Source organism: Nocardioides mesophilus (assembly GCF_014395785.1).
GTDB classification, from domain to species: Bacteria; Actinomycetota; Actinomycetes; order Propionibacteriales; family Nocardioidaceae; genus Nocardioides_B; species Nocardioides_B mesophilus.
Genome location: NZ_CP060713.1, coordinates 332,597 through 356,093 on the forward strand (window position 1 = coordinate 332,597; position 23,497 = coordinate 356,093).

Sequence of the window (23,497 nt, forward strand, 5' to 3'; positions counted from 1 at the left end):
CCCGTTGCGGCCCGGTCCGACGGGTCATGCAACCGCGGCATCGCCCCGGAACGCGACGAACGGGCCCGCACCGCCCGCCCGTGCGGTCACCCACCGTCGGTGCTCCCGCTCCCGCTCCCGCTCGCATCTCGGAGAGCAGGATGGGCGCCGCGACCGGGCGGCTGAGCGTGGCGGGCGGCTGCCCGGGCCCAACCTGCTCTCCCGGCTGCGAACGCACCGGCCCTCCCGGGCCGCGACCGAGGTCAGCGGGCGACCGGGAGGGCCGGTGCGTGGCTCAGCGGACCCGGAAGATCGACCCGGGACCGAAGATCGGGCCGCTGACGAAGACGTTCCCGGCGCGACCGACCGCGACGCTGCCCGGCATGATCACCTTGCCCTCGCCGAGCTCGCGACGGATGGTGCGGTCGTGGCTGATCCGGATCACCGCGCCGATCTCGGAGCCGGGCGGCGGGGTCTCGCTCTCCATCGACATCCAGCCCATCTTGGACAGCTCGGCGACGTAGAGCGATCCGCCGCGACCTGTGTCGAGGTCGACGATCGAGGTCAGCCCGTCGGCGTACCGCTTGCAGGCTCCGGTGTCCGGCCTGGCCGGGCGGCACACGGCCCCGGTGGCGCCGGGACGGACCCGCCACACCTGGGAGTCGCCGGGGAAGGCCGGCCCGCCCCGCAGCTCACCGATGTAGACCGAGCCGTCCGGCCCGACGGTGACCGCGGTGGTGACCGCCTCGCTGGGCACCGAGGCGGCGCGGGTGGCCGGCTCGGGGAGCTCGACCTTGCGCGGCTTGACCTCCGCGACCACCGCCACCTTGCCGGCCTTGCTGACCCGGAGCACCGCGTTGTTGGCGGCGTCGGCGACGTAGGCGTTGCCGTCCCGGCCGACCGCGACGCCGTACGGGTTGCTCTCGGTCGGCGCCTTCTCGAGGTCGTAGGGGTCGGGGTGGTGCTTGGCCACCCAGGCGGAGATGTTGCGGACCTTCTCCAGCGGCCGGCCGGGCGCCTTGCGGAACAGCGTGCCCGAGCTCGACGACTCGCCGCCGACGGTGAGCACCCACACCGAGTCGTCCGGACCGACCGCGACCGAGGGCGCCAGGAACTCGGGCCCGACCGAGGCGATCTTCTTGGTGGTGCCGCGCCGGTCGCCGAACCGGAACGCCTTGCTGATGGTGCCGTCGGCCTCGGCGACGACGGTCAGGCCGCTGGCGCCGATGTCGAAGCCGCGCGGGCCGTTGAGGCCGCCGACGCGGGCCGCGGTGGCGCCGGACTCGGCCGCCGAGGCCCCGACGGTGGCGGTCGCGGTCCCGGCCATGGCGACCGAGACCAGGCCGGCGCAGGCGAGTGCGAATGGACGTGAACGGATCATGGATGAAGCCCCTCCAGAGCAGACGGAGCGGGGCGGCCCCCCGGCTCCGCCCCGCAGACGAGCACCCAGCCAACCGGGTGCCCACGGCGCGTCGCCATGACCTGTCCGGATCATCTCAATCAACCGGTATGACTAGTCCGAGCGGTTAGTCACCAGAGTCTGCTGCGCGGTCTGAACGTCCGCTCCGCGGTCGGCGGGAACCGGACCCGGCTCCGGGACGTCTGACCACCATGAGCGACGAGATCCCGCCCCGTGGCGCCGGCGCCCCCGACGGCCCCGCCCCCGCACCGGCGCACAGCGGACGCTCCTGGCTGGTGCCGCTGCTGGCGGCCCTGGTGGTGCTGCTGGTGGTCGGTGGGATCGCGTTCGCCTGGCAGCAGCAGCGGCCCGGACCCGGTGCGGGTCGGGCGGTCGCGCCGGGGGCGGGCTCGGCACCCGGGAACGCGGGCTCGGCCGGCCCCGGCGACGCGGGCTCGGCTGCGCCGGGAAACGCGGGTACGGCGGACCCCGGAGGTGCCGGAGCGGACGTCGACCTCGGCACGATCGCCGCGACCGGCTACCACGTGGACGGGCCGCGACGGCTGAGCATCGTCTACGTCAACGGCGTGCCGGACTGCTACGGCACCGCCGGCCGGCCGCGGGTGGTCGAGACCGCGGCGTCGGTGACCGTCACGATCCCGCGGGTACCCGCCCCGGACGCGGACAGCCCCGGCGCGAGCGACCGGGCCTGCATCGACCTCGCGGTGATCGGCTCGGTCGACGTCGCGCTGGCGGCCCCGCTGGGCGACCGGACAGTTCGCGACGGCTCCCGCGGCGGCGCCGTACTCCCGCTGCAGTCACCGCCCGACGACGGCACCTGAGCGGGTGTGGAACGACAACGACCCCCTGTCCCGCGAGGGACAGAGGGTCGTTGCCTGGGAGCTCAGTGGAACGAGTCGCCGCAGGCGCAGGAGCCGGTCGCATTCGGGTTGTCGATCGTGAAGCCCTGCTTCTCGATCGTGTCCACGAAGTCGATGACGGCACCGCTGAGGTAGGGGACGCTCATCCGGTCGACGACCACGTGCACGCCGTCGAAGTCGGTGACGACGTCACCGTCGAGGTTCCGCTCGTCGAAGAACAGCTGGTAGCGCAGACCCGAGCAGCCGCCCGGCTGCACGGCGATGCGCAGTGCCAGGTCGTCGCGGCCCTCCTGCTCGAGGAGCGCCTTGACCTTCGCGGCCGCGGTGTCGCTGAGGTTGATGCTGTCGGTGCGGATCTCTGTGGTGCTCTCGACCTGCTCGGTCATCTTCTCGCTCCCAAAACTCGACTCCGGGTGGTGCTGTTCTCAATGGTCGCACACGAGCAGGTATTCCCAAGCAGCCCCGTTCGATCCGGACCCTTTGTGGCGCGGGGCTCAGTGCGACCAGGTCCGGGCGACCCGCTCGGCGAGCCGGGCCAGGCTGCCCGCCGGGTCGGCGAAGCTCGCCTGCTCCCCCACCACGTCGACCATGGCGTACGCCGACTCCACGCCCAGCGCCCGCATCTCCCGGGAGCCGATGAGCACCTGGCCGGCGAGCGCGATGCAGGGGCGTACGGCGTGCGCCGCCACCGCCGCGACGCCGTAGGGGACCTTGCCGGAGCGGGAGGAGAAGTCGAACGCGCCCTCCCCGGTCACCACCAGGTCCGCCTGCCGGGCCCGCTCGGCCAGCCCGACCGCCTCGGCGACCAGTCCGATCCCCGGCTCGCGGGTGCCGCCGAGGAGCAGCAGCGCGAAGCCCAGCCCGCCCGCGGCACCGGCGCCCCTGGCCAGCGCGACCTTCTTGTCGGTGGCGCCGACGAGCCGCTCCAGCGTGGCGTCCACGGCCTGCAGCCGGTCCGCGGCGACGCCCTTGCCGGGGCCGTAGAGGTTCGTGGTGCCGATCAGCCCGAGCAGCGGGCTGTCGATGTCGGTGGCCGCCACCAGCCGCACCCCGGCGACCCGGTCGCGGGCGGCTGAGACGTCGACGCTCTCCAGGGTCGCCAGGCTGCTCGGGCCGCAGTCCAGCGCGTCCGCCGGCTCGGCCACCGCGCCCAGCGCGGCCAGCAGCCCGGCACCGCCGTCGTTGGTGCCCGAGCCGCCGAGCCCCACGACGACCGTGCCGGCGCCGGCGTCGAGCGCCGCGACCAGCAGCTCCCCCACGCCGCGCGAGGTGGCCCGCTCCGGGTCGCGCTCGGCCTCCGGGGTCAGGTGCAGCCCGCAGGCCTGCGCGCTCTCGACGTAGGCGGTGCCGCCGCGGCCGCCGTGCAGCAGCACGGTCGCCGGCACCGGGTCGCCGTAGGGCCCGGTCACCGTGACCGCCAGCAGCTCGCCGCCGAGCGAGGCGTGCAGCACGTCCACGAAGCCCGGGCCGCCGTCGGCCATCGGCACCAGGTCCATCACGTCGTCCGGGGATCGGCGTCGCCACCCCTCCGCGATCGCGGCGGCCGCCTCCACGGCGGTCAGGGTGCCGGCGAACTTGTCCGGGGCGATGAGCACGCGCATGGGCTCATCCTGCCCTCCTCGTCGAGCTCGCGCGCCGGAGCGGCCGGATCGGTAGGTTGACGCGGGTGGGCGTCGACTACTGGATCCGGCCGATGCAGCCCGACGACGTACCCGCCGTGGAGCTGCTGACCCGGGAGGGCTTCTACGACTTCGACGTGCGGACCCACCGGGCGCACTGGCCGCAGCCGGCGCCCCGCTCGGAGGCGGCCGCGGCCACCTGGCGGTCGCGGGCCGAGCACTTCCTGGCCACCGGCCCGGGCGGCTGCTTCGTCGCCGAGGACGCCTCCGGGCCGATCGGGGCGGCGATCGCGCTGCGGCGGGAGCTGCTCTGGGTGCTGTCCACCTTCGTGGTCCGGCCCGGCCTGCAGGGTCACGGGGTGGGCAAGCAGCTGCTGCTCGCCGCGCTCGAGCACGGCCGCGGCTGCCTGCGCGGGCTGATCTCGGCGTCGGACGACCCGCTGGCGCTGCGGCGCTACCACGCGGCCGGGTTCACCCTGCACCCGATGATGTTCCTGCGCGGCCCGGTGCCGCGGGAGGTGCTGCCGGTGGTCGAGCGGGTCCGGGACGGGTCCGCCGCCGACGTCGAGCTGATGGACTCCGTCGACCGGCGGGTCCGCGACGCCGCCCACGGGGTGGACCACCAGTTCCTGCTGCGTCACCATCGGCTGGTCGTCGTGGACCGCTCGACGGGCCAGGGGTACGCGTACGTCGCCCAGGGCGGCGGCGCCCACCTGCTGGCCGCCACGAACCGGCGTACCGCCGTCGACCTGCTCTGGGAGTCCCTGGCCGCCGCCCCACCCGGTGAGCAGGCGGCGATCGGGCACCTCACGGCCGCGAACCCGTGGGCCGTCGACATCGGGATGACCGCGCGGATGGAGCTGCACACCGCGGGCTACCTCGCCACCCGGCAGATGAAGCCGCCGGCGCCGTACCTGCCCAGCGGGCACGTGCTCTGATTCGGCTCGGCCCTGGGCGATATGCCCCGTGACTCCTCGGCGCTGCGTGCGAGAATCGTCACGTGAGCACGATCGATCTCCCCCTGCTCGTCCTCGGACACGACGCCGACCCGCGCTCCGAGCGCGGGGTGGACTGTCCCGGGGCGCTTCCGGCCGCTTCCGACCCCGACCTCGTCGCCCGTGCCCGGGCCGCAAAGGAGGCGTTGGGTGAGCGGGTCTTCGTGCTCGGGCACCACTACCAGCGCGACGAGGTGATCGCCTTCGCCGACGTCACCGGCGACTCCTTCAAGCTGGCCCGCGACGCCGCGGGCAGGCCGGAGGCGGAGTTCATCGTCTTCTGCGGCGTGCACTTCATGGCCGAGTCGGCCGACATCCTCACCGGGCCGGAGCAGAAGGTGATCCTCCCCGACCTCGCGGCCGGCTGCTCGATGGCCGACATGGCCCGCGCCGGCCAGGTCGAGGACGCCTGGGACGCGCTGGTCGACGCCGGCGTCGCGGACTCCGTCGTACCGGTGACCTACATGAACTCCTCCGCCGACATCAAGGCCTTCTGCGGCCGGCACGGCGGCGCCGTCTGCACCTCCTCCAACGCCCAGGTGGCGCTGGAGTGGGCGTTCGACCAGACGCCCGACGCGAAGGTGCTGTTCCTGCCCGACCAGCACCTCGGCCGGAACACCGCCGTGCTGCAGCTCGGGCTGTCGCTCGAGGACTGCGTCGTCTGGGACCCGCACCGCCCCCACGGCGGCCTCACCCGCGAGGAGCTGGAGAAGGCCCGGGTCATCCTGTGGCGCGGGCACTGCTCGGTGCATGGCCGGTTCACCCCCGAGGTGGTCGACGAGCTGCGGGCGAAGATCCCCGGCATCAACATCCTGGTGCACCCCGAGTGCCGCCACGACGTGGTCACCCGGGCCGACCTGGTCGGCTCCACCGAGTTCATCATCAAGACGATCGAGGCCGCGCCGCCCGGCTCGAGCTGGGCGATCGGCACCGAGCTCAACCTGGTGCAGCGGCTGGCGAACGCGCACCCGGACAAGAACATCGTGTTCCTGGACCGGACGGTCTGCTACTGCTCGACGATGAACCGGATCGACCTGCCGCACTTCGTGTGGGCGATGGAGAGCCTCGTTGCCGGCCAGGTGGTCAACCAGATCCAGGTCGACCCCGAGACCGAGCGGTGGGCCAAGGTGGCCCTGCAGCGGATGCTCGACCTGCCCGCCCGTACCGCCGCCAAGGACTGACCCCCACCCCGCACCCCACCCCATCCCCTTGTGCCGAGTCGGCGCATCTGCAGCCTTCCCACCCGTCGAGTCGGCGCAACTGCAGCCCTCCCGTCCCGGATCGGCACGTTGAGCGCTGCAGATGCGCCGACTCGGCACTGTCTGGCGCTGCAGATGCGCCGACTCGGCACTGTCTGGCGCTGCAGATGCGCCGACTCGGCAGGGGGTCAGAGGCCGGGGGCGCCCCAGACCGGCATCCAGCGCTGCAGGTCCGGCTCGATGTGCAGGTCGGTCTTGACCAGGTCGCGCACCTGCAGCTCCAGCAGGTTGTTGCGGGTCCGGCCGTCGGACTTCGGGGCGAACGGGTAGAACGTCCCCTGCTTGTACAGGTACACCAGCGCCAGCGAGCGGCCCGACGGGTCCCGGAACGAGATCAGCGAGCACAGCAACGACGGCCCGAAGCCCTGCGCCTCGAGCGCGGTGTTGACCGCGTGCAGGTCGGTGACCAGCGCGGACGGATCCTCCTGGCGCGAGACCAGCCACGTGAAGCCGTAGTCGTCCACGTGCCGCTCGAGATCGGGGTCCTCGTCGTTGTCGAGGACCGCGACGATCTCGGACTCCGCCGCGGCGAAGGCCGGTCCTTCGGCCTGCCGGAAGCAGACCGCGCCCGACCCGGTCGGCACGAAGTTGGCGGCCGTCTGCAGCGTGATCGCGGCGGTCGGCAGCGCGAACAGGTCGTCGAGGTTGTTGCGGGTCGGCTTCCGCCGTCCCATCAACGCGTCCAGGATCTTCATCGCTCCCCCACCCCGCGAAGGACGAGCAGCGCAGCGGGCACGGGCGACCCCAGTGGCGCAGCGAGCACGGGCGTCACAGGCCCAGGCCCGGCTGGGTGGGGAAGCCGCCGTCCATCGGCCGGCCGAGCTCGGCCGCGATCTTCGCCAGCTGCTCGAGCCGCTGCTCCAGCGACGGGTGCGTCGAGGTGAGGGTGTTGAAGGACGCGCCGCTGATCGCCGGGGCGATGAAGAACGCGTTCATCGACTGCGAGGCCCGCAGGTCGCGGTTCGGGATCCGGGCGATCTCGCCGGTGATCTTGGTCAGTGCGCTGGCCAGCGCGCTCGGCTTGCCGGTCAGGAAGGCACCGGACCGGTCGGCGCACAGCTCGCGGTAGCGCGAGAGCAGCCGGGTCAGCACGAACGAGATCGCGTAGGTGACCATGCTGACCACCAGGATGATCAGCCACGCTGGAGCCCCGTTGTTGTCGCTGCGCCGGTTGCCGCCGAAGATCGCGCCGTACTGCGCACCGCGCGTGGCCATCGCCGCGACGATTCCCGCCGACGAGGCCATCGTCATCACCAGCACGTCGCGGTGCGCCACGTGCGAGAGCTCGTGGGCGAGGACTGCCTCGACCTCCTCGGCGCTCAGCCGGTCGAGGAGGCCGGTGGTCACGCAGACCACGGCCCGGCTCGGGGAGCGTCCGGTGGCGAACGCGTTGGGCAGGTCGGTGTAGCTGATCGCCACCCGCGGCTTCGGCATGTCGGCGAGCGCGCAGAGCCGGTCGATGACCCCGTGCAGCTCCGGCGCCTCCTCCGGACTGACCTCGCGGGCCCGCATCGCCTTCATCGCCAGCGTGTCGGACTTGTACCACTGGAACCACACCACCCCGAGTCCCACGACGCCGATCACCAGCGCCAGGCCCCCGTTGTTGCCGGAGAGCGCGATCAGGATCGCGATGAACCCCACGAAGATGGCCCCGATGAGGAACATCACCAGCGTCATCCGGGCGGTGAGGCCGGTGTCCTTGAGGAAGCGGGTACGTGCCACGGTTGCAGCTCCTGACCGGCAGTCAGCCGGGGATGAGGCCGTCGTCGCTGAGCAACGCACGCACCTCGTCGAGGGTGGCGTCGGACGGCGGCAGGATGAGGTCGGAGTCCTCGAGGCTGTCGTCGGCCAGCGGTGAGCCGGCCGAGCGTACGGCGGTCAGCAGCGCCGCCAGCGCCTCCGTGAACGTGGCCTCGTCGCCGGACTCGACCGCGTTTTCAAGCTTCTCGTCGAGGGCGTTCAGGCCGTCGAGCTCGGAGTCGGCGATCTCGCGCTGCCCCTCGCCCAGGATCCGGATGATCATGCCTGGCCCTCCTGCTTCTGCTGCTCGCCCTGCTGGGCGGTGAGCTCGGCCTGCGGCGTGCTGTCGCCGGCCTCGATGCTCTGCGGGGCGGACTTGGCCTTCAGCGCGGCCAGCTCGCTCTCCACGTCGGACTGCGAGGACATCGCCTCGAGCTCGCGGGCGATGTCGTCGCCGCGGTTGATCGAGCTGGCGTCGTCGAGCGCGCCGGAGGCGATCAGCTCGTCGATCGCACCGGCCCGGGCCTGCATCTGGGCGGTCTTGTCCTCGGCACGCTGCACGGCGAGGCCGACGTCGCCCATCTCCTCGGAGATGCCGGAGAACGCCTCGTTGATCCGGGTCTGCGCCTCGGCGGCCGTGTAGGTGGCCTTGATCGTCTCCTTGCGGGTGCGGAACGACTCGACCTTCGCCTGCAGGCGCTGGGAGGCCAGCGTGAGCTTCTCCTCCTCGCCCTGGAGCTGCGCCTGCTGCGCGGCGAGGTCGCCGACCTGCGCGGTGATCGCGGACTTGCGGGTGAGCGCCTCGCGGGCAAGGTCCTCACGGCCCATCGCCAGCGCCTTCTGGGCCTGGTCGGTGAGCTTGTTCTCCTGCTGGCGCAGCTGGGCGACCTGGAGCTCGACCCGCTTGCGGCTGGTGGCGACGTCCGCGACGCCCCGACGCACCTTGGCGAGGAGCTCGACCTGACGCTGGTAGCTGTAGTCGAGCGTCTCGCGAGGGTCCTCGGCCCGGTCGAGCGCCGTGCTGGCCTTGGACCTGAAGATCAGGCTGATGCGCTTCATGAGGCTCATGTCGGGCGGGACCCCCTCGTTCCTTGTCTCGGCAGGTAGATGTGACGGATCGTCCTCACCACCCTACGGTCAGAACGGGCGGCGCGGGGAGAAGGTTCCGGTCGGTAGGCTGTCCTCATCCCGGTGCCCGTCACCACGACGTACGGCGCCGACCGCCCCGCCCGACCGGAGAGACCAGCGTTGTTCCGTCGCACGAAGTCCGAGCCCGTCACCACCACCGCCACCGTGTCGCGGGAGGCCGGCAAGGGCCGACCCACCCCCTCCCGCAAGGAGGCGGAGGCCGCCGCACGCGAGCGTGCCAAGGCCGGCCGCGACAAGAAGTCGGCCGCCAAGCTGACCCGTGAGCAGCGCAGCAAGCAGAACGCGAAGACGCGTGAGGGGCTGCGCAGCGGCGACGAGCGCTACCTGCCGGCCCGTGACCAGGGCAAGGTGAAGAGGTTCGTCCGCGACTTCATCGACTCCCGGCTCTGCATGGCCGAGTTCCTGCTGCCGCTGCTGATCGTGGTGATGGTCAGCCAGAGCTTCGCGCCGTCGTTCGCCAACGGGCTCTGGAGCGCCACCATCCTGCTGGTCGCCCTGGACACGATCCTGCTGGTCTGGCGGCTCAAGCGCGAGCTCAAGCGACGCTTCCCCGACGAGTCGCACAAGGGCACCACGTCCTACGCGCTGCTGCGCTCTCTCCAGCTGCGCTTCCTGCGGCTGCCGAAGTCGAAGGTCAAGCTCGGCCAGAAGCTGCCCGAGCGCTACTGACCCACCGCCCCGGCGGTACGGCGGCCGGCTCGGCCGCCCGGGTCCGGGCGCCGGCCGGGGCCCGGTGGCTCAGCCGGCTCAGTCGTCGCCGGGGGCGAGCAGCCGGTCGACCCGCTCCACCTTGGCGCGCAGCTGGCCGGTGTGGCCGGGCCGGATGTCGGCCTTGAGCACCAGGCCGACCCGCGGGGAGACCGCGGCGACGACGTCGACGGCCTGCTTGACCACGGCCATCACCTCGTCCCACTCCCCCTCGACGTTGGTGAACATCGCGTTGGTCTCGCACGGCAGGCCGGAGGCGCGCACGACCCGGACCGCCTCCGCGACGGCCTCGCTGACACCACCGGTGTCGTCGCCGCTGACGGGGCTGATGCTGAAGGCTACGAGCATGGGGCCACCGTAGTCATCGACAGCCGTCGAGCCGCCCCGGGCCCAGCAGCCGGCCCACCACCCGGCACCCCCGGCCGCCGGCCCGGCACTGTGCGGCGGCCCACGGCGTACCGACCACCGCGGCTGGGTAGGTTCCGAACCATGGATATTCGCAACCTCGGTAAGAGCGGTCTCAAGGTCTCCGAGATCGCCTACGGCAACTGGCTCACCCACGGTTCCCAGGTCGAGGAGGACGCCGCGCTGGCCTGCGTCCGCCAGGCACTGGAGGAGGGCATCACCACCTTCGACACCGCCGACGTCTACGCGAACACCCGCGCGGAGACCGTCCTCGGCAAGGCGCTCCAGGGCGAGCGCCGCGAGAGCCTGGAGATCTTCACCAAGGTCTACTGGCCCACCGGCCCCGGCAAGCACAACGACTCGGGCCTCTCGCGCAAGCACATCATGGAGTCAATCAACGGCTCCCTGCAGCGGCTCGGCACCGACTACGTCGACCTCTACCAGGCCCACCGGTTCGACTACGAGACCCCGCTCGAGGAGACGATGGAGGCCTTCGCCGACGTCGTGCACTCGGGCAAGGCGCACTACATCGGCGTCTCGGAGTGGCGGGCCGAGGAGATCCGTCGCGGCCACGCGCTGGCCCGCGAGCTGCGGATCCCGTTCGTCTCCAACCAGCCGCAGTACAACATGCTCTGGCGGGTCATCGAGGCCGAGGTCGTCCCCACCTCCGAGGAGCTCGGGATGGGCCAGGTCGTCTGGTCGCCGATCGCCCAGGGCGTGCTCACCGGCAAGTACAAGCCGGGCGAGCCGCACCCGGCCGGCTCCCGGGCCACCGACGAGAAGGGCGGCGCCGACATGGTGTCGCGCTGGCTCGACGACGACATCCTCACCCGGGTGCAGAACCTGCGCCCGTTCGCCGACGAGGCGGGGCTGAGCCTGGCCCAGCTCGCGGTCGCCTGGACGCTGCAGAACCCGAACGTCTCCGCCGCGATCATCGGCGCCTCGCGCCCCGAGCAGGTGACCGAGAACGTCAAGGCCGCCGGCGTGAAGCTCGAGGACGACCTGCTGAAGAAGATCGACGAGGTCCTCGGCGACGCCGTCGAGCGGGACGCCGCCAAGACGCAGTCCCCCGAGAAGCGCCCGGTCCGCTGACCGGTGGGCCGGTGGCCCCGCGTGCCTACTGGGCCGCGTGCAGGCTCATCGGCCCATAGACCTGCCGGTCGCCCTCGAAGAGCGTGACCTGGTCGACCCCGTCGTCGGCCAGGTCGCGCCAGACCTCGCCCACCCAGGTCTCGGCGTCGCTCTGCGAGGGGAAGCTCGGCGAGCCCTCGGAGCTTGTGACCTCGGTCCCCGCGGCGTCCTCCAGCCGCCAGCGCCAGGCGCTGGAAGAGGTGGTCTCGCCCGCGGCGAACGGCGACGGTTCCAGGGAGTTCGTCATGGGGCGAGACTAACGCCGCCCGCCGACTCCCGGCTTTGACGCCGGCGCCGGGCTCGGGGAGGCTCGTTGCCATGGCCGCCCGCTCCCGTACGTCGTCCCGGATCATCGCCGCGCTCCTCGCCGTCCTGCTGGTGCTCCTCGCCGCGGCCGCCGCCCTGTCCGCGGGGTCCACCGCCGCGAACGCCCAGGAGGGCTACCGCTACTGGAACTACGCCCACATCGGTCCGGACGGCTGGACGCTCGCCGGCACCGGCCCGGCCGACTACCTCCCCAAGGACGGCGCCGTCGAGGGCTGGCGGTTCGGGACGTCGACGGCGGCGCGGGGCATCTACCCGCGCGCCGACCTGCACGCGGTCAACTTCGACACGGTGTGCGGCGGGGAGAAGGCGGCGACCGGCGAGAAGCGCGTCGCGGTGCTGATCGACTTCGGCACCGAGGCGGACGCCCCGAAGGACGTAGCGGTGCCCGACCCCCGCGCCGAGTGCGTGGTGGTCCCCGGCGACGCCGACGGCCTGGAGGTGCTGCAGGAGGTGGTGCAGGTGCGCAGCGAGGGCGGGCTGATGTGCGGGTTGGACGGCTACCCGGCCACCGGCTGCGGCGACCCGGTGGCGAAGGCCGCGCCGCCCGCCACCGAGCCGACGGTCGCGTTCGCGCTGCCGGGCGGCTCCCCGTCGCCCAGCGCCGGCGACACCGGGGACACCGGCACCGCGTCGGAGTCCCAGCAGTCCGACGGCGGGCTCGGCTGGCCGGTGGTGGTCGGCGTGCTGGTGGTGCTGGCCGCTGCCGCGCTCGCGGTGCCGCTGCTGCGTCGCCGCCGCGGCTGAGCCGACCGACGGACTCCGCGGCCGACCGGACCGCCCTCAGTCCTCCCGGACCGCGGGGGTCACGAACGGCGGCCGGGTCACGGTGAACACCTCGGGGCGCCCGCGCACGTCCACCGACACCTCGGCGCCGTCGGTGACCTGCGCTGCGATCAGCGCCAGCCCGACGCCCTTGCGCAAGGTCGGCGAGAACGTCCCGGACGTGACCAGCCCGAGCGGTACGTCGCGGGTCAGCAGCACCCGCATCCCCGGCCGCGGGATCCCCCGGCCGGTGGCCACCAGCCCGCGGAGCACCCGCTTCGGGCCGGCCTCCTTCTCGGCCAGCAGCACGTCGCGGCCCCAGAACGCGGGCTTGCTCCAGCCGACCGCCCAGCCCAGCCGGGCCTCGTTCGGTGTGACGTCGAGGCTGATGTCCTGCCCGTGCAGCGGGTAGCCCATCTCGGTGCGGAGCGTGTCGCGGGCGCCCAGGCCGCACGGCGTGACGCCGTACTCCTGGCCGGCCTCCAGGATGCCGTCCCACAGCGCGACGGCGGCGGCGTTCGGCGCCACCAGCTCGTAGCCCCGCTCGCCGGTGTAGCCGGTGCGGCAGACCACCACCCGGTGGCCGGCGAAGTCGGCCTCGACGAAGGACATGTAGTCGTGCCCGACGGGCAGGCCGAGGGCGGCCAGCACCTCGTCGGAGCGGGTGCCCTGCACGGCCAGCACGCACTTGTCGCGGTGCTCGTCGACCACCTCGACGCCGGCGGGCGCCTCGGCGCGGAGCCGGCGCACCACCTCGGCGGTGTTCGCGGCGTTGGGCACCAGGAAGACGTGCTCGTCGGCGTGCAGGTAGGCGATCAGGTCGTCGACGATGCCGCCGCTCGCCGCGTCGCAGCACAACGTGTACTGCGCGCGGCCGGGCCCGATCCGGCCGAGGTCGTTGCTAAGCGTCGCGTTCACGTACGCCGCGGCGCCCGGGCCGCGCACCGACGCCTTGCCGAGGTGGCTGACGTCGAAGACGCCGACCGCGTCGCGGACCGCGGCGTGCTCCTTGAGGACGCCGGTGGAGTACTCCAGCGGCATCTCCCAGCCGCCGAACTCGGCCATCTTCGCGCCGAGCGCGAGATGCCGCTCGTGGAGCGGCGAGGTCGTGAGCGGGCTCGGCGGCGTGGGCTGCTGCATGGCGCCGAACCTACCCCAGCCGGGCTGGCCCGGGACGGCGGCTAGCATGCGACCAGACGGGGTAGGACCACCCCGTCACTGACGTGTCACCGTCCCAGCCGCACCCGACGAACGGACCTGCGTGATCTCCTACACCCTCCGCAAGGGCTCGCCCGAGAAGACCCGCACCGACGTGGTCGTGATCGGGGTGATGTCGACCAAGAAGGGCCTGCAGGCCGCTCCCGGAGGGGAGCCGGTCGCGGAGGCCTACGGCCGCAAGTTCACGCCGCTGCTGGCCGCGCTGGGCTTCAAGGGCAAGGCCGGCGAGGTCGCCAAGATCCCCACCGGCGGGGTGCTGAAGTCCCCGCTGCTGATCCTGGTCGGGCTCGGCGACGAGGACCGGCTCACCGCGGACGCCGTACGACGGGCCGCCGGGGCGGCCGCCCGCGCCGTCACCAACTGCGCCAGCGCCACGCTGGCCCTCCCCGCCCACGAGCCGGCCTTCGTCCGCGCCGTCGTGGAGGGCTTCGAGCTCGGCGGCTACGCCTTCACCGACTACAAGAGCGGCAACGGCGACGACCGGCCCGGCGAGGTCGTGGTGCTCAGCCCGGTGGCCCGCAACAAGGACGCGGTGACCGCCCTGGTCGAGGCGCAGACGGTGGCCGCGGCCGTCGCCCGCACCCGCGACTGGGTGAACACTCCCCCGGCGACCTGGCGCCGCCGGCCTTCGCCGAGGCGGTCCTGGCCGCGGTCAAGGCCCACAAGGGCGGCAAGATCACCGTGGAGGTGCTCGACGAGGTCCAGCTCGAGGCCCAGGGGTTCGGCGGCATCATCGGCGTCGGGCGCGCCTCGGCGAACCCGCCGCGGCTGGTGAAGCTGACCTACAAGCCGCGCGGCGCGACCCGGCACCTGGGGCTGGTCGGCAAGGGCATCACCTTCGACTCCGGGGGCCTGAGCATCAAGCCGGGCACCTCGATGCAGACCATGAAGACCGACATGGCCGGTGCGGCCGCGGTCGTCAACGCGACGCTGGCCATCGCCGAGCTCGCGCTGCCGGTGGCGGTCACCACGATCGTCCCGATGGCGGAGAACATGGTCTCCGGCGACGCGACCCGGCCCGGCGACGTGCTCACGATGTACGGCGGCAAGACCGTCGAGGTCCTCAACACCGACGCCGAGGGCCGGCTGGTCCTCGCCGACGCGCTGGTGCTGGCGGCCGAGTCGAAGCCCGACGTGCTGGTCGACGTCGCGACGCTGACCGGGGCCTGCGAGATGGCGCTCGGGGACCGGGTCACCGGTGTCCTCGGCAACGACGACGCCTTCGTCGAGCGGGTCCGTGCCGCCGGCGGTCGGGTCGGTGAGACGCTCTGGCAGCTGCCGATCACCGAGGAGATGCCGGTCAAGGTGCGCACCTACAGCAAGATCGCGGACCTGATGCAGCACAACATCGACCTGTTCGGCGGCGCGCTCTACGCCGCGGCGTTCCTCCAGGAGTTCATCGAGGACGGCACCCCCTGGGCGCACCTCGACATCGCCGGCCCGAGCTTCAACAAGCGCTCGCCCTACGGCCACGTCACCGGCGGCGCCACCGGTGTGGCCGTGGCGACGCTGGTGGAGCTGGCCACGGAGATGGCGGCCGAGAAGTCCTAGCCCCGGAAGGGGTCCGCGTCAGGTCTGACCGGACTCCTTCTGGCGGCGGTTGAACTCCCGCATCCGGGCCGGGTAGCCGACCACGGCGGCGTCGTACGAGGGGACGCCGAGCTTGTTGGCGAACTTGTGCGCCCACTCCACCGACGGCACCCGCCGACGGGTCCACTCGCCGTCGTGGGCGACCAGCAGCAGCGTGACGTCGGAGACCGCGGTGCGCGGCTCCACGAAGCCCTCCACGCCGCGGCGGGTGGTGGCGAACTCGGTCAGGTGACGCTGGTCGGCGCTGTCGGAGGCACGCACGGTCGTCGGACCGGCCCCTCGGGGTCGGCGCATCTTCGTCGGACCGCCACGGCGGAACCGGTCCATCAGGCCCATGTCACCAGTGTGACTCACCGGTACACACCACGCGGTGGTTCCCGCGCGACACCCGGTGTCGTCGCGTGTCGGTTTGGTGCAAGGATGACGGGGAATGCGAGAGCGGGGAGATTCCCTGTGTTCGGGCAGTGGAGCGGAGACACGACGCGACATGGCGGAGGGCAGCACCGCAGGACCCCACGGGGCCGGCGACACCTATGACGTAGTGATCCTGGGCGCCGGCAGTGGCGGCTACGCCTGTGCGCTGCGGGCCTCCGAGCTCGGGCTGCGCGTCGCCCTGGTCGAGAAGAGCAAGCTCGGCGGCACCTGCCTGCACGTCGGCTGCATCCCCACCAAGGCGCTGCTGCACGCGGCCGAGGTGGCCGACTCCACCCGTGAGTCCGAGCAGTTCGGCGTCAACGCCACGCTCGAGGGCATCGACATGGCCGGGGTCAACAAGTACAAGGACGGTGTCGTCACCCGTCTGTTCAAGGGACTCACCGGCCTGGTCAAGGGCCGCGGCATCACCGTCGTGGAGGGCGAGGGCCGGCTGGTCGCCCGCGACACCGTCGAGGTCGACGGCCGGCGGTACGTCGGCCGGGCCGTCGTGCTGGCCAGCGGCTCCTACGCCAGGTCGCTGCCCGGCCTCGAGGTGGACGGCCACCGCGTGCTGACCTCCGAGCACGCGCTCACCCTGGACCACGTCCCGGCGTCCGTGATCGTGCTGGGCGGCGGCGTCATCGGCTGCGAGTTCGCCAGCGTGTGGCGCTCGTTCGGCGCCGACGTCACGATCGTCGAGGCGCTCCCCCGGCTGGTCGCCGGGGAGGACGAGGCGTCGTCGAAGGCCCTCGAGCGCGCGTTCCGCAAGCGCGGCATCACCGCCCGCACCGGCACCCCGTTCGAGTCCGTCGAGCACACCGAGACCGGCGTGCGGGTCACCGTCGCCGGCGGCGACACCATCGACGCCGAGCTGCTGCTGGTCGCGGTCGGCCGCGGGCCCAGCACCGCGGGCCTCGGCTACGACGAGCAGGGCATCACGATGGACCGTGGGTTCGTCCTCACCGACGAGCGGCTGCGCACCAACGTCGAGGGCGTCTACGCCGTCGGCGACATCGTCCCGGGCCTGCAGCTGGCGCACCGCGGTTTCCAGCAGGGCCTCTTCGTCGCCGAGGAGCTCGCCGGCCTGGAGCCGGCGCCGATCGACGAGACCGGCATCCCCCGGGTCACCTACAGCGACCCGGAGGTCGCCTCGGTCGGCCTCGACGAGAAGTCGGCCCGCGAGAGGTACGGCGACGACGCGGTGGAGACACTCACCTACGACCTCGGCGGCAACGGCAAGAGCCAGATCCTGCGCACCCAGGGCTTCGTCAAGCTGGTCCGCCGCAAGGACGGGCCGGTGGTGGGCGTCCACATGGTCGGCGCGCGCGTCGGTGAGCTGATCGGCGAGGCGCAGCTGATCTACAACTGGGAGGCGCATCCCGAGGACGTCGCGCCCCTGGTCCACGCCCACCCGACCCAGAACGAAGCACTCGGCGAGGCCCACCTCGCGCTCGCCGGCAAGCCCCTGCACGTCCACTCATAGACTCACCCCCGACTCCCCCAGCGAAGCACCCCCTCAAGGAGCGAAGAACTCAATGGCGACTTCAGTCACCCTTCCGGCACTCGGCGAGTCCGTCACCGAAGGCACCGTCACCCGCTGGCTGAAGCAGCCCGGCGACCAGGTGGCGGTCGACGAGCCCTTGCTGGAGGTCTCGACCGACAAGGTCGACACCGAGATCCCCTCCCCGATCGCCGGCACCCTGCTCGAGATCAAGGTGCAGGAGGACGAGACCGTCGAGGTCGGGGCCGAGCTCTGCACGGTCGGCGACGAGGGCGAGTCCGCCGGCTCCTCCGACGGCGGCGGGCAGGAGTCCGCCCCCTCCGAGGAGCAGCAGGAGGAGCAGTCCGCCGCCGAGGCCCCGGCCGCAGCCGCCTCCTCCGACGGTGAGGACGAGGGCGACCGCAAGACCGAGACCGAGACCAACCCGCCGGCAGCGCACACCGACGGCGCGCCGCCAGCCCAGGAGACCCAGACCGGCTCCGCCGACACCGCGCCGGAGGCCGCGGCCTCCGAGGCCGGCACCTCCGGTGGCTCCGGCTCCGGCACGTCCGTGACGCTGCCCGCCCTGGGCGAGTCGGTCACCGAGGGCACCGTGACCCGCTGGCTGAAGCAGGTCGGAGACGACGTCGCCGTCGACGAGCCGCTGCTCGAGGTCTCCACCGACAAGGTCGACACCGAGATCCCCTCCCCCGTGGCCGGCAAGCTGCTGGAGATCAAGGTCCAGGAGGACGAGACCGTCGAGGTCGGCGCCGAGCTGGCCGTGGTCGGCTCCGGCGAGGCGGCTCCCTCCGGCGGCGGCGAGGCCGCCCCGGCCCCGGAGGCCGCGGCTCCCAGCGAGCCCGAGGCCGAGCCCGAGCCGACGGAGGACGAGGCGTCCAGCGACGGCGCCGCGACCGCCAGCAGCCAGGGCGAGGCGATCCCCGCCGCCGCCCAGGTGCAGCCCGACGCCGGTGCCGAGTCCAGCGGCGAGAGCGCGCCGGCCGCGCAGGCCGAGTCGACCCCGGCGCCGGCCGCTGCTCCCACTCCCACCCCCGCGCAGTCCCCCACCCCGGCTCCGGCGAGCGCCGGTCCCGGCGTGACCGGGCAGGCCCGCGCCGGTGACGGCGGCGGGGACGGCGGCGCCTACGTGACGCCGCTGGTGCGCAAGATGGCCGCCGAGCACAACGTCGACCTCGCCTCGCTGACCGGCACCGGGGTCGGTGGCCGGATCCGCAAGCAGGACGTGCTCGACGCGGCCAAGGCGGCCCAGGAGAAGGCGGCGGCCCCGGCTGCTCCCGCTCCCGCCGCCGCACCGGCCGCGGCGTCGGGCGCCGCTCCGGTCACCCCGAGCCCGCTGCGCGGCCGGACCGAGCCGATGAGCCGGCTCCGCAAGGTCATCGCCAAGCGGATGGTCGAGTCGCTGCAGACCAGCGCCCAGCTCACCACCGTGGTCGAGGTCGACGTCACCCCGATCGCGCGGCTGCGCAACGCCGCCAAGGAAGACTTCGCGGCGCGTGAGGGCGTGAAGCTGTCGTTCATGCCGTTCTTCGCCAAGGCGGCGATCGACGCGCTCAAGGAGCACCCGTCGCTGAACGCCACGCTCGACACCGAGAAGGGCGAGGTCACCTTCTTCGACCACGAGAACGTCGCGATCGCCGTCGACACCGAGAAGGGCCTGCTGACCCCGGTCATCAAGGACGCCGGCGACCTCTCGATCGCGGGCCTCGCCCGCAAGATCGCCGACATCGCCGAGCGGACCCGGTCGAACAAGATCGGTCCCGACGAGCTCGCCGGCGGCACGTTCACGATCACCAACACCGGCAGCCGCGGTGCGCTCTTCGACACCCCGATCATCAACCAGCCGCAGGTGGCCATCCTCGGCACCGGCGCGGTGGTGAAGCGTCCGGTGGTGATCGACGACGCCAACCTCGGCGAGACGATCGCGGTCCGCAACATGGTCTACCTGGCGCTGACCTACGACCACCGCCTCGTCGACGGTGCCGACGCCGCCCGGTTCCTCAGCGACGTCAAGGCCCGGCTCGAGGCCGGCCAGTTCGAGGTCTGACCCCTGCTGCACCGACGAGGCCCGCTGCCGACCGGCAGCGGGCCTCGTCGCGTCCAGGGGGTGCCGGCTTGCCGGACATCCGTAGGCTCAGCGACATGAAGCTCGTGCTCGCCGGTGCGTCCGGCTACCTCGGAACCGCCTGGCGCGACCACCTCGCCCAGCAGGGACACGAGGTGACCCGGCTGGTCCGCGGCGAGCCGATGTCGGCCGACGAGTCGAAGTGGGACCCCTACGCCGGTCACGTCGACCCCGCGGTGATCGAGCAGGCCGACGCGGTCGCGGCGCTCTCCGGGGCATCCCTGGTGCGGCTGCCGTTCAGCGAGAGCTACAAGAAGGTCTTCACCGACAGCCGGGTGCTGACCACGCGGACCCTGGCGAAGGCGATCGCCCGGTCGGAGCGCAAGCCGGCCTTCCTGGCCCAGAACGGGATCGCCGGCTACGGCGACCGGGGCGACCTGGTCCTCACCGAGGACTCCCCCACCGACGCGCCGAGCTTCATGGGTCAGGTGACCCGGGCCTGGCAGGACGCCACCGGCGCCGCCGAGAGCGCCGGCGCCCGCGTCGTGGTGATGCGCACCGGAGTCGTGCTCGGCCCCGGTGGCGGAGCGTTCAAGCCGCTGTCGTTGATGTTCCGCTTCGGGCTCGGCGGCCCCGTCGGCAGCGGGGAGCAGTACTTCTCGACGATCTCGCTGCACGACTGGGTGCGGGCGGCCACCTTCCTCGCCGAGCACGAGGAGTGCCGCGGCGCCTACAACCTCAGCGGTCCGGTGCCGGCGACCAACGCGGAGTTCGGCCGCTCCCTCGGGCACCTGCTGCACCGGCCGAGCAAGCTCCGCGCTCCGGCCTGGCCGATCCGCAAGGCGCTCGGCGACGTCTCCAGCGAGCTGCTCGGCTCCGCGCGGGTGGTCCCGCTGCGTCTCGAGGAGGCCGGCTTCGTCTTCGAGCACCGCACCCAGGAGCAGATCATCACGGCGGCGCTGGGCCGCTGACCCGCTGCGCGCGCCACCGCCCGCCCTGCCGCACCAGCTGCACCGTCCGGGTCGACGCGTCGTCGCGCGGCAGCAGCACGCGCCCCGTAGCGCCGACGGCGACGGCGTGACTGAGCCGGTCGGTCACCCGGAGCCGCCAGAGCCCGGGCCGGTGCCGCAGCACCTCGACCGCGAGCAGCTGGGTGGTCATCTCCTGCACCCGCAGCCCCCGCCTCGCGTAGTCACGCAGGAGGCGTACGTCGTCGGCCCCGGCGCCGTCGGCGTACAACCGGCGCAGCAGCGGCACCGAGCCCCGGGAGTAGGCCACCGCCCGCGCCGCGTCCCAGCGCCGGAGCACCCGGGCCGCGGCCACCACGCGCCCCTCGGCCGCCGGAGCGGCGCGCACCGCCCGGGCCCCGGCGCCCGGCGCGGAGCTGCGCACGGAGGCGGGCGGGGAGCCGGAGCCGCACCCGGCGAGCACCAGCACGAGCAGGGACAGGGCGCAGAGGCCGGGCAGCGGGCGCATCGCCCCACTGTGGCGCAGGAGCGGCGACCGCCGCTGCGCTCATCCACAGGCCCGGCCGGTCAGGACTCCTCGACGCGGTCGCACCGCGGAGCGTGGCGAAGATCGCCACGTCGCTGCCGGCCCGGTCCGGCCCCGGCGTAGTCTCGGGCCCGTGAGCGAGCTCGAGTTCCGGACCGTCGGCTTCGGTGAGGACGCGGTGGAGTACGTCGCCGCCTGGGAGCTGCAGCGGCAGGTGCACGCGGAGGTCGTCGCGGGCGGCCCCGGCACCGTGCTGCTGCTCGAGCACCCGCCCGTCTACACCGCCGGCAAGCGCACCGACCCGCACGAGCGGCCCGAGGTCCCCGGCGCTCCGGTCGTCGACGTGGACCGCGGCGGCAAGATCACCTTCCACGGGCCGGGTCAGCTGGTCGGCTATCCGATCGTCAAGCTCCCCGACCAGGTCTTCGTCGTCGACTACGTGCGCCGGCTCGAGGAGGCGCTGATCGGCGCGTGCGCCGAGCTCGGCGTGGCCACCGCGCGGGTGCCCGGCCGCAGCGGCGCCTGGGTCGCCGAGGACGACCGCGGTCCGGAGCGCAAGATCGCCGCGATCGGGATCCGGGTCAGCCGGGGCGTCACGATGCACGGGTTCGCGCTCAACTGCGACGTCGACCTCGGCTGGTACGACACCTTCGTGCCCTGCGGCATCGCCGACGCCGGCGTCACCTCGCTGAGCCGGGAGCTGGGACGCGACGTCACCGTGCCGGAGACCGCCCCGGTGATGGAGCGGCACCTGCGCCGGCTGCTCGCCTGGCAGCCCTACGAGCGGACCCCGGACTACCCCGCCAAGCCGGAGCCGGGTCGCACCCCGCCCGGCACCCCGCACGACACGCTGCGCGTGCCGGTGCTGAATCCGCGCGCCTGAGCGCGTTCTCCGCCATGCTTCTGCCCTGACACCAAGGGGGACGCATGTCGGAGCTGGTCATCGAGACGTCCGGGCTGCGCAAGCAGTTCCGGACCCGGCGGGGCCGGCACGTGGTCGCCGTGCGCGACCTCGACCTGGCCGTGCCGGCCGGCGGCGTGCACGGGTTCCTGGGCCCCAACGGGTCCGGGAAGACCACCACGATCCGGATGCTCCTCGGCCTGGCCCGCGCCAGCGGCGGCGAGATGCGCCTGTTCGGGCAGCCGGTCCCCCGGGCGCTGCCGCAGGTGATCGGCCGGATCGGCGCCGTCGTCGAGCAGCCCAAGTTCGTGCCGACCTTCACCGGCCGCCGCAACCTCGAGCTGCTGGCGCGCTCGATCGGCGTCTCGCAGCGCAGCGTCGAGGCCGCGATCGCCCAGGTCGGCCTCGACGGCCGCGAGCGGGAGCGGTTCAAGGGCTACTCCCTCGGCATGAAGCAGCGGCTCGCGATCGCCGCGACGCTGCTGAAGTCGCCGGACCTGCTGATCCTCGACGAGCCCACCAACGGCCTGGACCCGGCCGGGATCCGCGACATCCGCGACATGATCCGCGGGCTCGGCGAGAGCGGCGTCACGGTGCTGCTCAGCTCGCACATCCTCGCCGAGGTGCAGCAGGTCTGCGAGTCGGTGTCGATCATCGGCGAGGGCCGGCTGCTGGCGTCGGGGCGCGTCGACGCGCTGATCGGCGCGAGCACCGCGGCCGCCGTACGCGTCGGCCTTCCGGACCCGGCCCGCGGGGCGCGGCACCTGGAGGCCGCCGGCTACGCCGTACGCCGCGACGGCGCCCACCTGCTCGTCGAGGGTGTCGACGAGCCGGCCGACCTCACCCGGCTGCTCGCCTCGCACGACCTCTTCGTCTCCGAGCTGACCCCGCTGCGGCCCGACCTCGAGCAGGTCTTCCTCCAGCTCACCAAGGACACCACCCTCCGGGCCCGGCCCGAGGAGCTCGTGGCGGGAGGAGCGGCATGAGGCTCCTCGGCGTCGAGCTCACCCGCTTCCGGTCCCGGCGCGCCATCGTGCTGGTCCTGCTGGCGGCCACGGTGATCATGGGGGTGATGGTCGGCACCGCGGTCTGGGAGACCCGTCCGGTCAGCGCCCAGGACCGCGCCCGCGCGGTCGCGCAGGCCCAGCAGGAGGCCGCCAGCCCCGGCTTCCAGCGCGAGCTCAAGCGGTGCGAGCGGCGACCCGAGGAGTACATCGGCTCCGAGGACCCGGCCGCCTGCGCCGAGATGATGCCGCGGGCCGACTGGTACCTCTCCCGGTCGACGTTGTCGCTGGCCAGCCAGCTCGAGGACCGCGGCCTCGGGCTGCTGATGATCCTGACCGCCCTGGCCGTCGTGATCGGCGCGACGTTCGCCGGCGCGGACTGGGCGACCGGGTCGATCAGCAACCAGCTGCTCTTCGAGCCACGTCGCTGGCGGGTCTGGGCGGCCAAGGCGGCGGCGGTCACCCTCGGGGTGATGGTCGCCTGTGCGGTGATCGTCTCGGTGTTCTGGCTGGTGCTCTACCTGGTGGTGGAGTCGCGCGGGCTCAGCACCGGTGCGACCGTGCAGGAGCAGGTCCGGTGGCTGTCGGCGCGCGGCGTGCTGCTGGCCGGCGTCGGCGCGCTCGGCGGCTACGCGCTGACCATGCTGCTGCGCAGCACCGTGGCGACCCTGGCGGTGCTCTTCGCCTACGCCATCGGCGGCGAGGCGCTCACTGCCGCGCTGCCCATCGACCGGGTCAGCCAGTGGGGCCTGGGCAACAACGTGTTCGCCTGGCTGCGCGACGGCACCGAGATCTACGACGAGTCGATCGTCTGCCCGCCGAACGGCAACATGTGCAACCAGACCTACGTCCTGGACCTGGCCCAGGGCGCGACCTACCTCGGGGTGCTGCTGCTCGTCACGCTGGCGCTCTCCCTGGTGCTGTTCCGCCGCCGCGACGTGGCGTGAGCCTCGGGGGCT

25 protein-coding genes and 1 pseudogene are annotated in these 23,497 nt (G+C 73.1%); 14 read left to right on the plus strand and 12 right to left on the minus strand.

All coding sequences use genetic code 11. The features are described 5' to 3' along the window. Positions 1–274 precede the first annotated feature (274 nt). Complete coding sequence (locus H9L09_RS01485) at positions 275–1,360, minus strand: ScyD/ScyE family protein (RefSeq protein WP_187579034.1); 1,086 nt, start codon at positions 1,358–1,360, stop codon at positions 275–277. 230 nt (positions 1,361–1,590) lie between these two features. Between H9L09_RS01485 and H9L09_RS01490 the strand changes: the two genes are divergently transcribed. Continuing rightward, the gene (locus H9L09_RS01490) at positions 1,591–2,220 is read left to right on the plus strand and encodes a hypothetical protein (RefSeq protein ID WP_187579035.1); all 630 of its coding nucleotides are present in this window, start codon (positions 1,591–1,593) and stop codon (positions 2,218–2,220) included. A 62-nt stretch (positions 2,221–2,282) separates the two neighbouring features. Here H9L09_RS01490 and erpA read toward each other — a convergent pair whose 3' ends face one another. Then, on the minus strand, positions 2,283–2,645 hold the full coding sequence (gene erpA / locus H9L09_RS01495) for an iron-sulfur cluster insertion protein ErpA (RefSeq protein ID WP_187579036.1): 363 nt from the start codon (positions 2,643–2,645) through the stop codon (positions 2,283–2,285). A 108-nt stretch (positions 2,646–2,753) separates the two neighbouring features. After that, entirely contained in the window at positions 2,754–3,860 is a 1,107-nt protein-coding gene (locus tag H9L09_RS01500; protein ID WP_187579037.1) for a glycerate kinase family protein, read from the minus strand. A 65-nt stretch (positions 3,861–3,925) separates the two neighbouring features. On the opposite strand from H9L09_RS01500, the gene H9L09_RS01505 reads away from it, so the two are divergent. Together H9L09_RS01505 and nadA are read left to right on the plus strand one after the other, a co-directional pair. Continuing rightward, positions 3,926–4,816, plus strand: coding sequence for a GNAT family N-acetyltransferase (locus H9L09_RS01505; RefSeq protein ID WP_187579038.1), 891 nt, complete (start codon positions 3,926–3,928; stop codon positions 4,814–4,816). 62 nt (positions 4,817–4,878) lie between these two features. Then, entirely contained in the window at positions 4,879–6,054 is a 1,176-nt protein-coding gene (gene nadA / locus H9L09_RS01510) for a quinolinate synthase NadA (RefSeq protein WP_187579039.1), read from the plus strand. A gap of 206 nt (positions 6,055–6,260) precedes the next feature. Here the strand turns inward: nadA and pspAB are convergent, their stop codons facing one another. From pspAB to H9L09_RS01530, 4 genes are all read right to left on the minus strand, one after another. Beyond that, complete coding sequence (gene pspAB / locus H9L09_RS01515) at positions 6,261–6,827, minus strand: PspA-associated protein PspAB (RefSeq protein ID WP_187579040.1); 567 nt, start codon at positions 6,825–6,827, stop codon at positions 6,261–6,263. Between the two features lie 73 nt (positions 6,828–6,900). Further along, positions 6,901–7,854 (minus strand): zinc metalloprotease HtpX, encoded by a 954-nt coding sequence (gene htpX / locus H9L09_RS01520; protein ID WP_187579041.1) that lies wholly within the window; start codon positions 7,852–7,854, stop codon positions 6,901–6,903. A gap of 22 nt (positions 7,855–7,876) precedes the next feature. Continuing rightward, positions 7,877–8,155, minus strand: coding sequence for a PspA-associated protein PspAA (gene pspAA / locus H9L09_RS01525; protein WP_187579042.1), 279 nt, complete (start codon positions 8,153–8,155; stop codon positions 7,877–7,879). After that, complete coding sequence (locus H9L09_RS01530; protein WP_187579043.1) at positions 8,152–8,940, minus strand: PspA/IM30 family protein; 789 nt, start codon at positions 8,938–8,940, stop codon at positions 8,152–8,154. The genes pspAA and H9L09_RS01530 overlap by 4 nt, the downstream gene beginning before the upstream one ends. A gap of 123 nt (positions 8,941–9,063) precedes the next feature. Between H9L09_RS01530 and H9L09_RS01535 the strand changes: the two genes are divergently transcribed. After that, positions 9,064–9,690 (plus strand): DUF3043 domain-containing protein, encoded by a 627-nt coding sequence (locus tag H9L09_RS01535; RefSeq protein ID WP_246456200.1) that lies wholly within the window; start codon positions 9,064–9,066, stop codon positions 9,688–9,690. 78 nt (positions 9,691–9,768) lie between these two features. Here the strand turns inward: H9L09_RS01535 and H9L09_RS01540 are convergent, their stop codons facing one another. Then, positions 9,769–10,077 (minus strand): thiamine-binding protein, encoded by a 309-nt coding sequence (locus H9L09_RS01540; protein ID WP_187579044.1) that lies wholly within the window; start codon positions 10,075–10,077, stop codon positions 9,769–9,771. Between the two features lie 141 nt (positions 10,078–10,218). On the opposite strand from H9L09_RS01540, the gene H9L09_RS01545 reads away from it, so the two are divergent. Then, positions 10,219–11,226: an aldo/keto reductase family protein gene (locus H9L09_RS01545; RefSeq protein WP_187579045.1), complete on the plus strand. Its 1,008-nt coding sequence runs from the start codon at positions 10,219–10,221 to the stop codon at positions 11,224–11,226. A 25-nt stretch (positions 11,227–11,251) separates the two neighbouring features. Here H9L09_RS01545 and H9L09_RS01550 read toward each other — a convergent pair whose 3' ends face one another. Then, the gene (locus tag H9L09_RS01550) at positions 11,252–11,512 is read right to left on the minus strand and encodes a YegP family protein (protein WP_187579046.1); all 261 of its coding nucleotides are present in this window, start codon (positions 11,510–11,512) and stop codon (positions 11,252–11,254) included. Positions 11,513–11,583: 71 nt separating this feature from the next. On the opposite strand from H9L09_RS01550, the gene H9L09_RS01555 reads away from it, so the two are divergent. Beyond that, entirely contained in the window at positions 11,584–12,336 is a 753-nt protein-coding gene (locus H9L09_RS01555; RefSeq protein ID WP_187579047.1) for an SCO2322 family protein, read from the plus strand. Positions 12,337–12,372: 36 nt separating this feature from the next. Here the strand turns inward: H9L09_RS01555 and gcvT are convergent, their stop codons facing one another. Beyond that, positions 12,373–13,494, minus strand: a complete 1,122-nt coding sequence (gene gcvT / locus H9L09_RS01560) for a glycine cleavage system aminomethyltransferase GcvT (RefSeq protein WP_187579048.1) — start codon at positions 13,492–13,494, stop codon at positions 12,373–12,375. Between the two features lie 190 nt (positions 13,495–13,684). On the opposite strand from gcvT, the pseudogene H9L09_RS21820 reads away from it, so the two are divergent. Further along, a pseudogene (locus H9L09_RS21820) lies at positions 13,685–13,981 on the plus strand (M17 family peptidase N-terminal domain-containing protein); the annotation flags it as partial. Positions 13,982–14,214: 233 nt separating this feature from the next. After that, a complete protein-coding gene (locus tag H9L09_RS21825; protein WP_246456419.1) occupies positions 14,215–15,123 on the plus strand; it encodes a leucyl aminopeptidase in 909 nt (302 codons plus the stop codon). Positions 15,124–15,141: 18 nt separating this feature from the next. Here H9L09_RS21825 and H9L09_RS01570 read toward each other — a convergent pair whose 3' ends face one another. Continuing rightward, on the minus strand, positions 15,142–15,498 hold the full coding sequence (locus tag H9L09_RS01570) for a hypothetical protein (protein ID WP_246456201.1): 357 nt from the start codon (positions 15,496–15,498) through the stop codon (positions 15,142–15,144). A 151-nt stretch (positions 15,499–15,649) separates the two neighbouring features. On the opposite strand from H9L09_RS01570, the gene lpdA reads away from it, so the two are divergent. The 3 genes from lpdA (at position 15,650) to H9L09_RS01585 (ending at position 20,110) form a co-directional block, all read left to right on the plus strand. Further along, the gene (lpdA, locus tag H9L09_RS01575; RefSeq protein ID WP_187579049.1) at positions 15,650–17,059 is read left to right on the plus strand and encodes a dihydrolipoyl dehydrogenase; all 1,410 of its coding nucleotides are present in this window, start codon (positions 15,650–15,652) and stop codon (positions 17,057–17,059) included. Between the two features lie 52 nt (positions 17,060–17,111). Further along, entirely contained in the window at positions 17,112–19,121 is a 2,010-nt protein-coding gene (gene sucB, locus H9L09_RS01580; RefSeq protein ID WP_187579050.1) for a 2-oxoglutarate dehydrogenase, E2 component, dihydrolipoamide succinyltransferase, read from the plus strand. A 95-nt stretch (positions 19,122–19,216) separates the two neighbouring features. Then, entirely contained in the window at positions 19,217–20,110 is an 894-nt protein-coding gene (locus tag H9L09_RS01585) for a TIGR01777 family oxidoreductase (RefSeq protein ID WP_187579051.1), read from the plus strand. Here H9L09_RS01585 and H9L09_RS01590 read toward each other — a convergent pair. Beyond that, the gene (locus tag H9L09_RS01590; RefSeq protein ID WP_187579052.1) at positions 20,088–20,615 is read right to left on the minus strand and encodes a hypothetical protein; all 528 of its coding nucleotides are present in this window, start codon (positions 20,613–20,615) and stop codon (positions 20,088–20,090) included. The genes H9L09_RS01585 and H9L09_RS01590 overlap by 23 nt on opposite strands. Positions 20,616–20,766: 151 nt before the next feature. Between H9L09_RS01590 and lipB the strand changes: the two genes are divergently transcribed. The 3 genes from lipB to H9L09_RS01605 are packed head-to-tail and all read left to right on the plus strand — an operon-like array spanning position 20,767 to position 23,485. After that, positions 20,767–21,516, plus strand: coding sequence for a lipoyl(octanoyl) transferase LipB (gene lipB, locus H9L09_RS01595; RefSeq protein ID WP_187579053.1), 750 nt, complete (start codon positions 20,767–20,769; stop codon positions 21,514–21,516). 44 nt (positions 21,517–21,560) lie between these two features. Continuing rightward, a complete protein-coding gene (locus H9L09_RS01600; RefSeq protein ID WP_187579054.1) occupies positions 21,561–22,520 on the plus strand; it encodes an ABC transporter ATP-binding protein in 960 nt (319 codons plus the stop codon). Further along, a complete protein-coding gene (locus H9L09_RS01605; protein WP_187579055.1) occupies positions 22,517–23,485 on the plus strand; it encodes a hypothetical protein in 969 nt (322 codons plus the stop codon). Before H9L09_RS01600 ends, H9L09_RS01605 begins: the two co-directional genes overlap by 4 nt. Positions 23,486–23,497 lie beyond the last annotated feature (12 nt).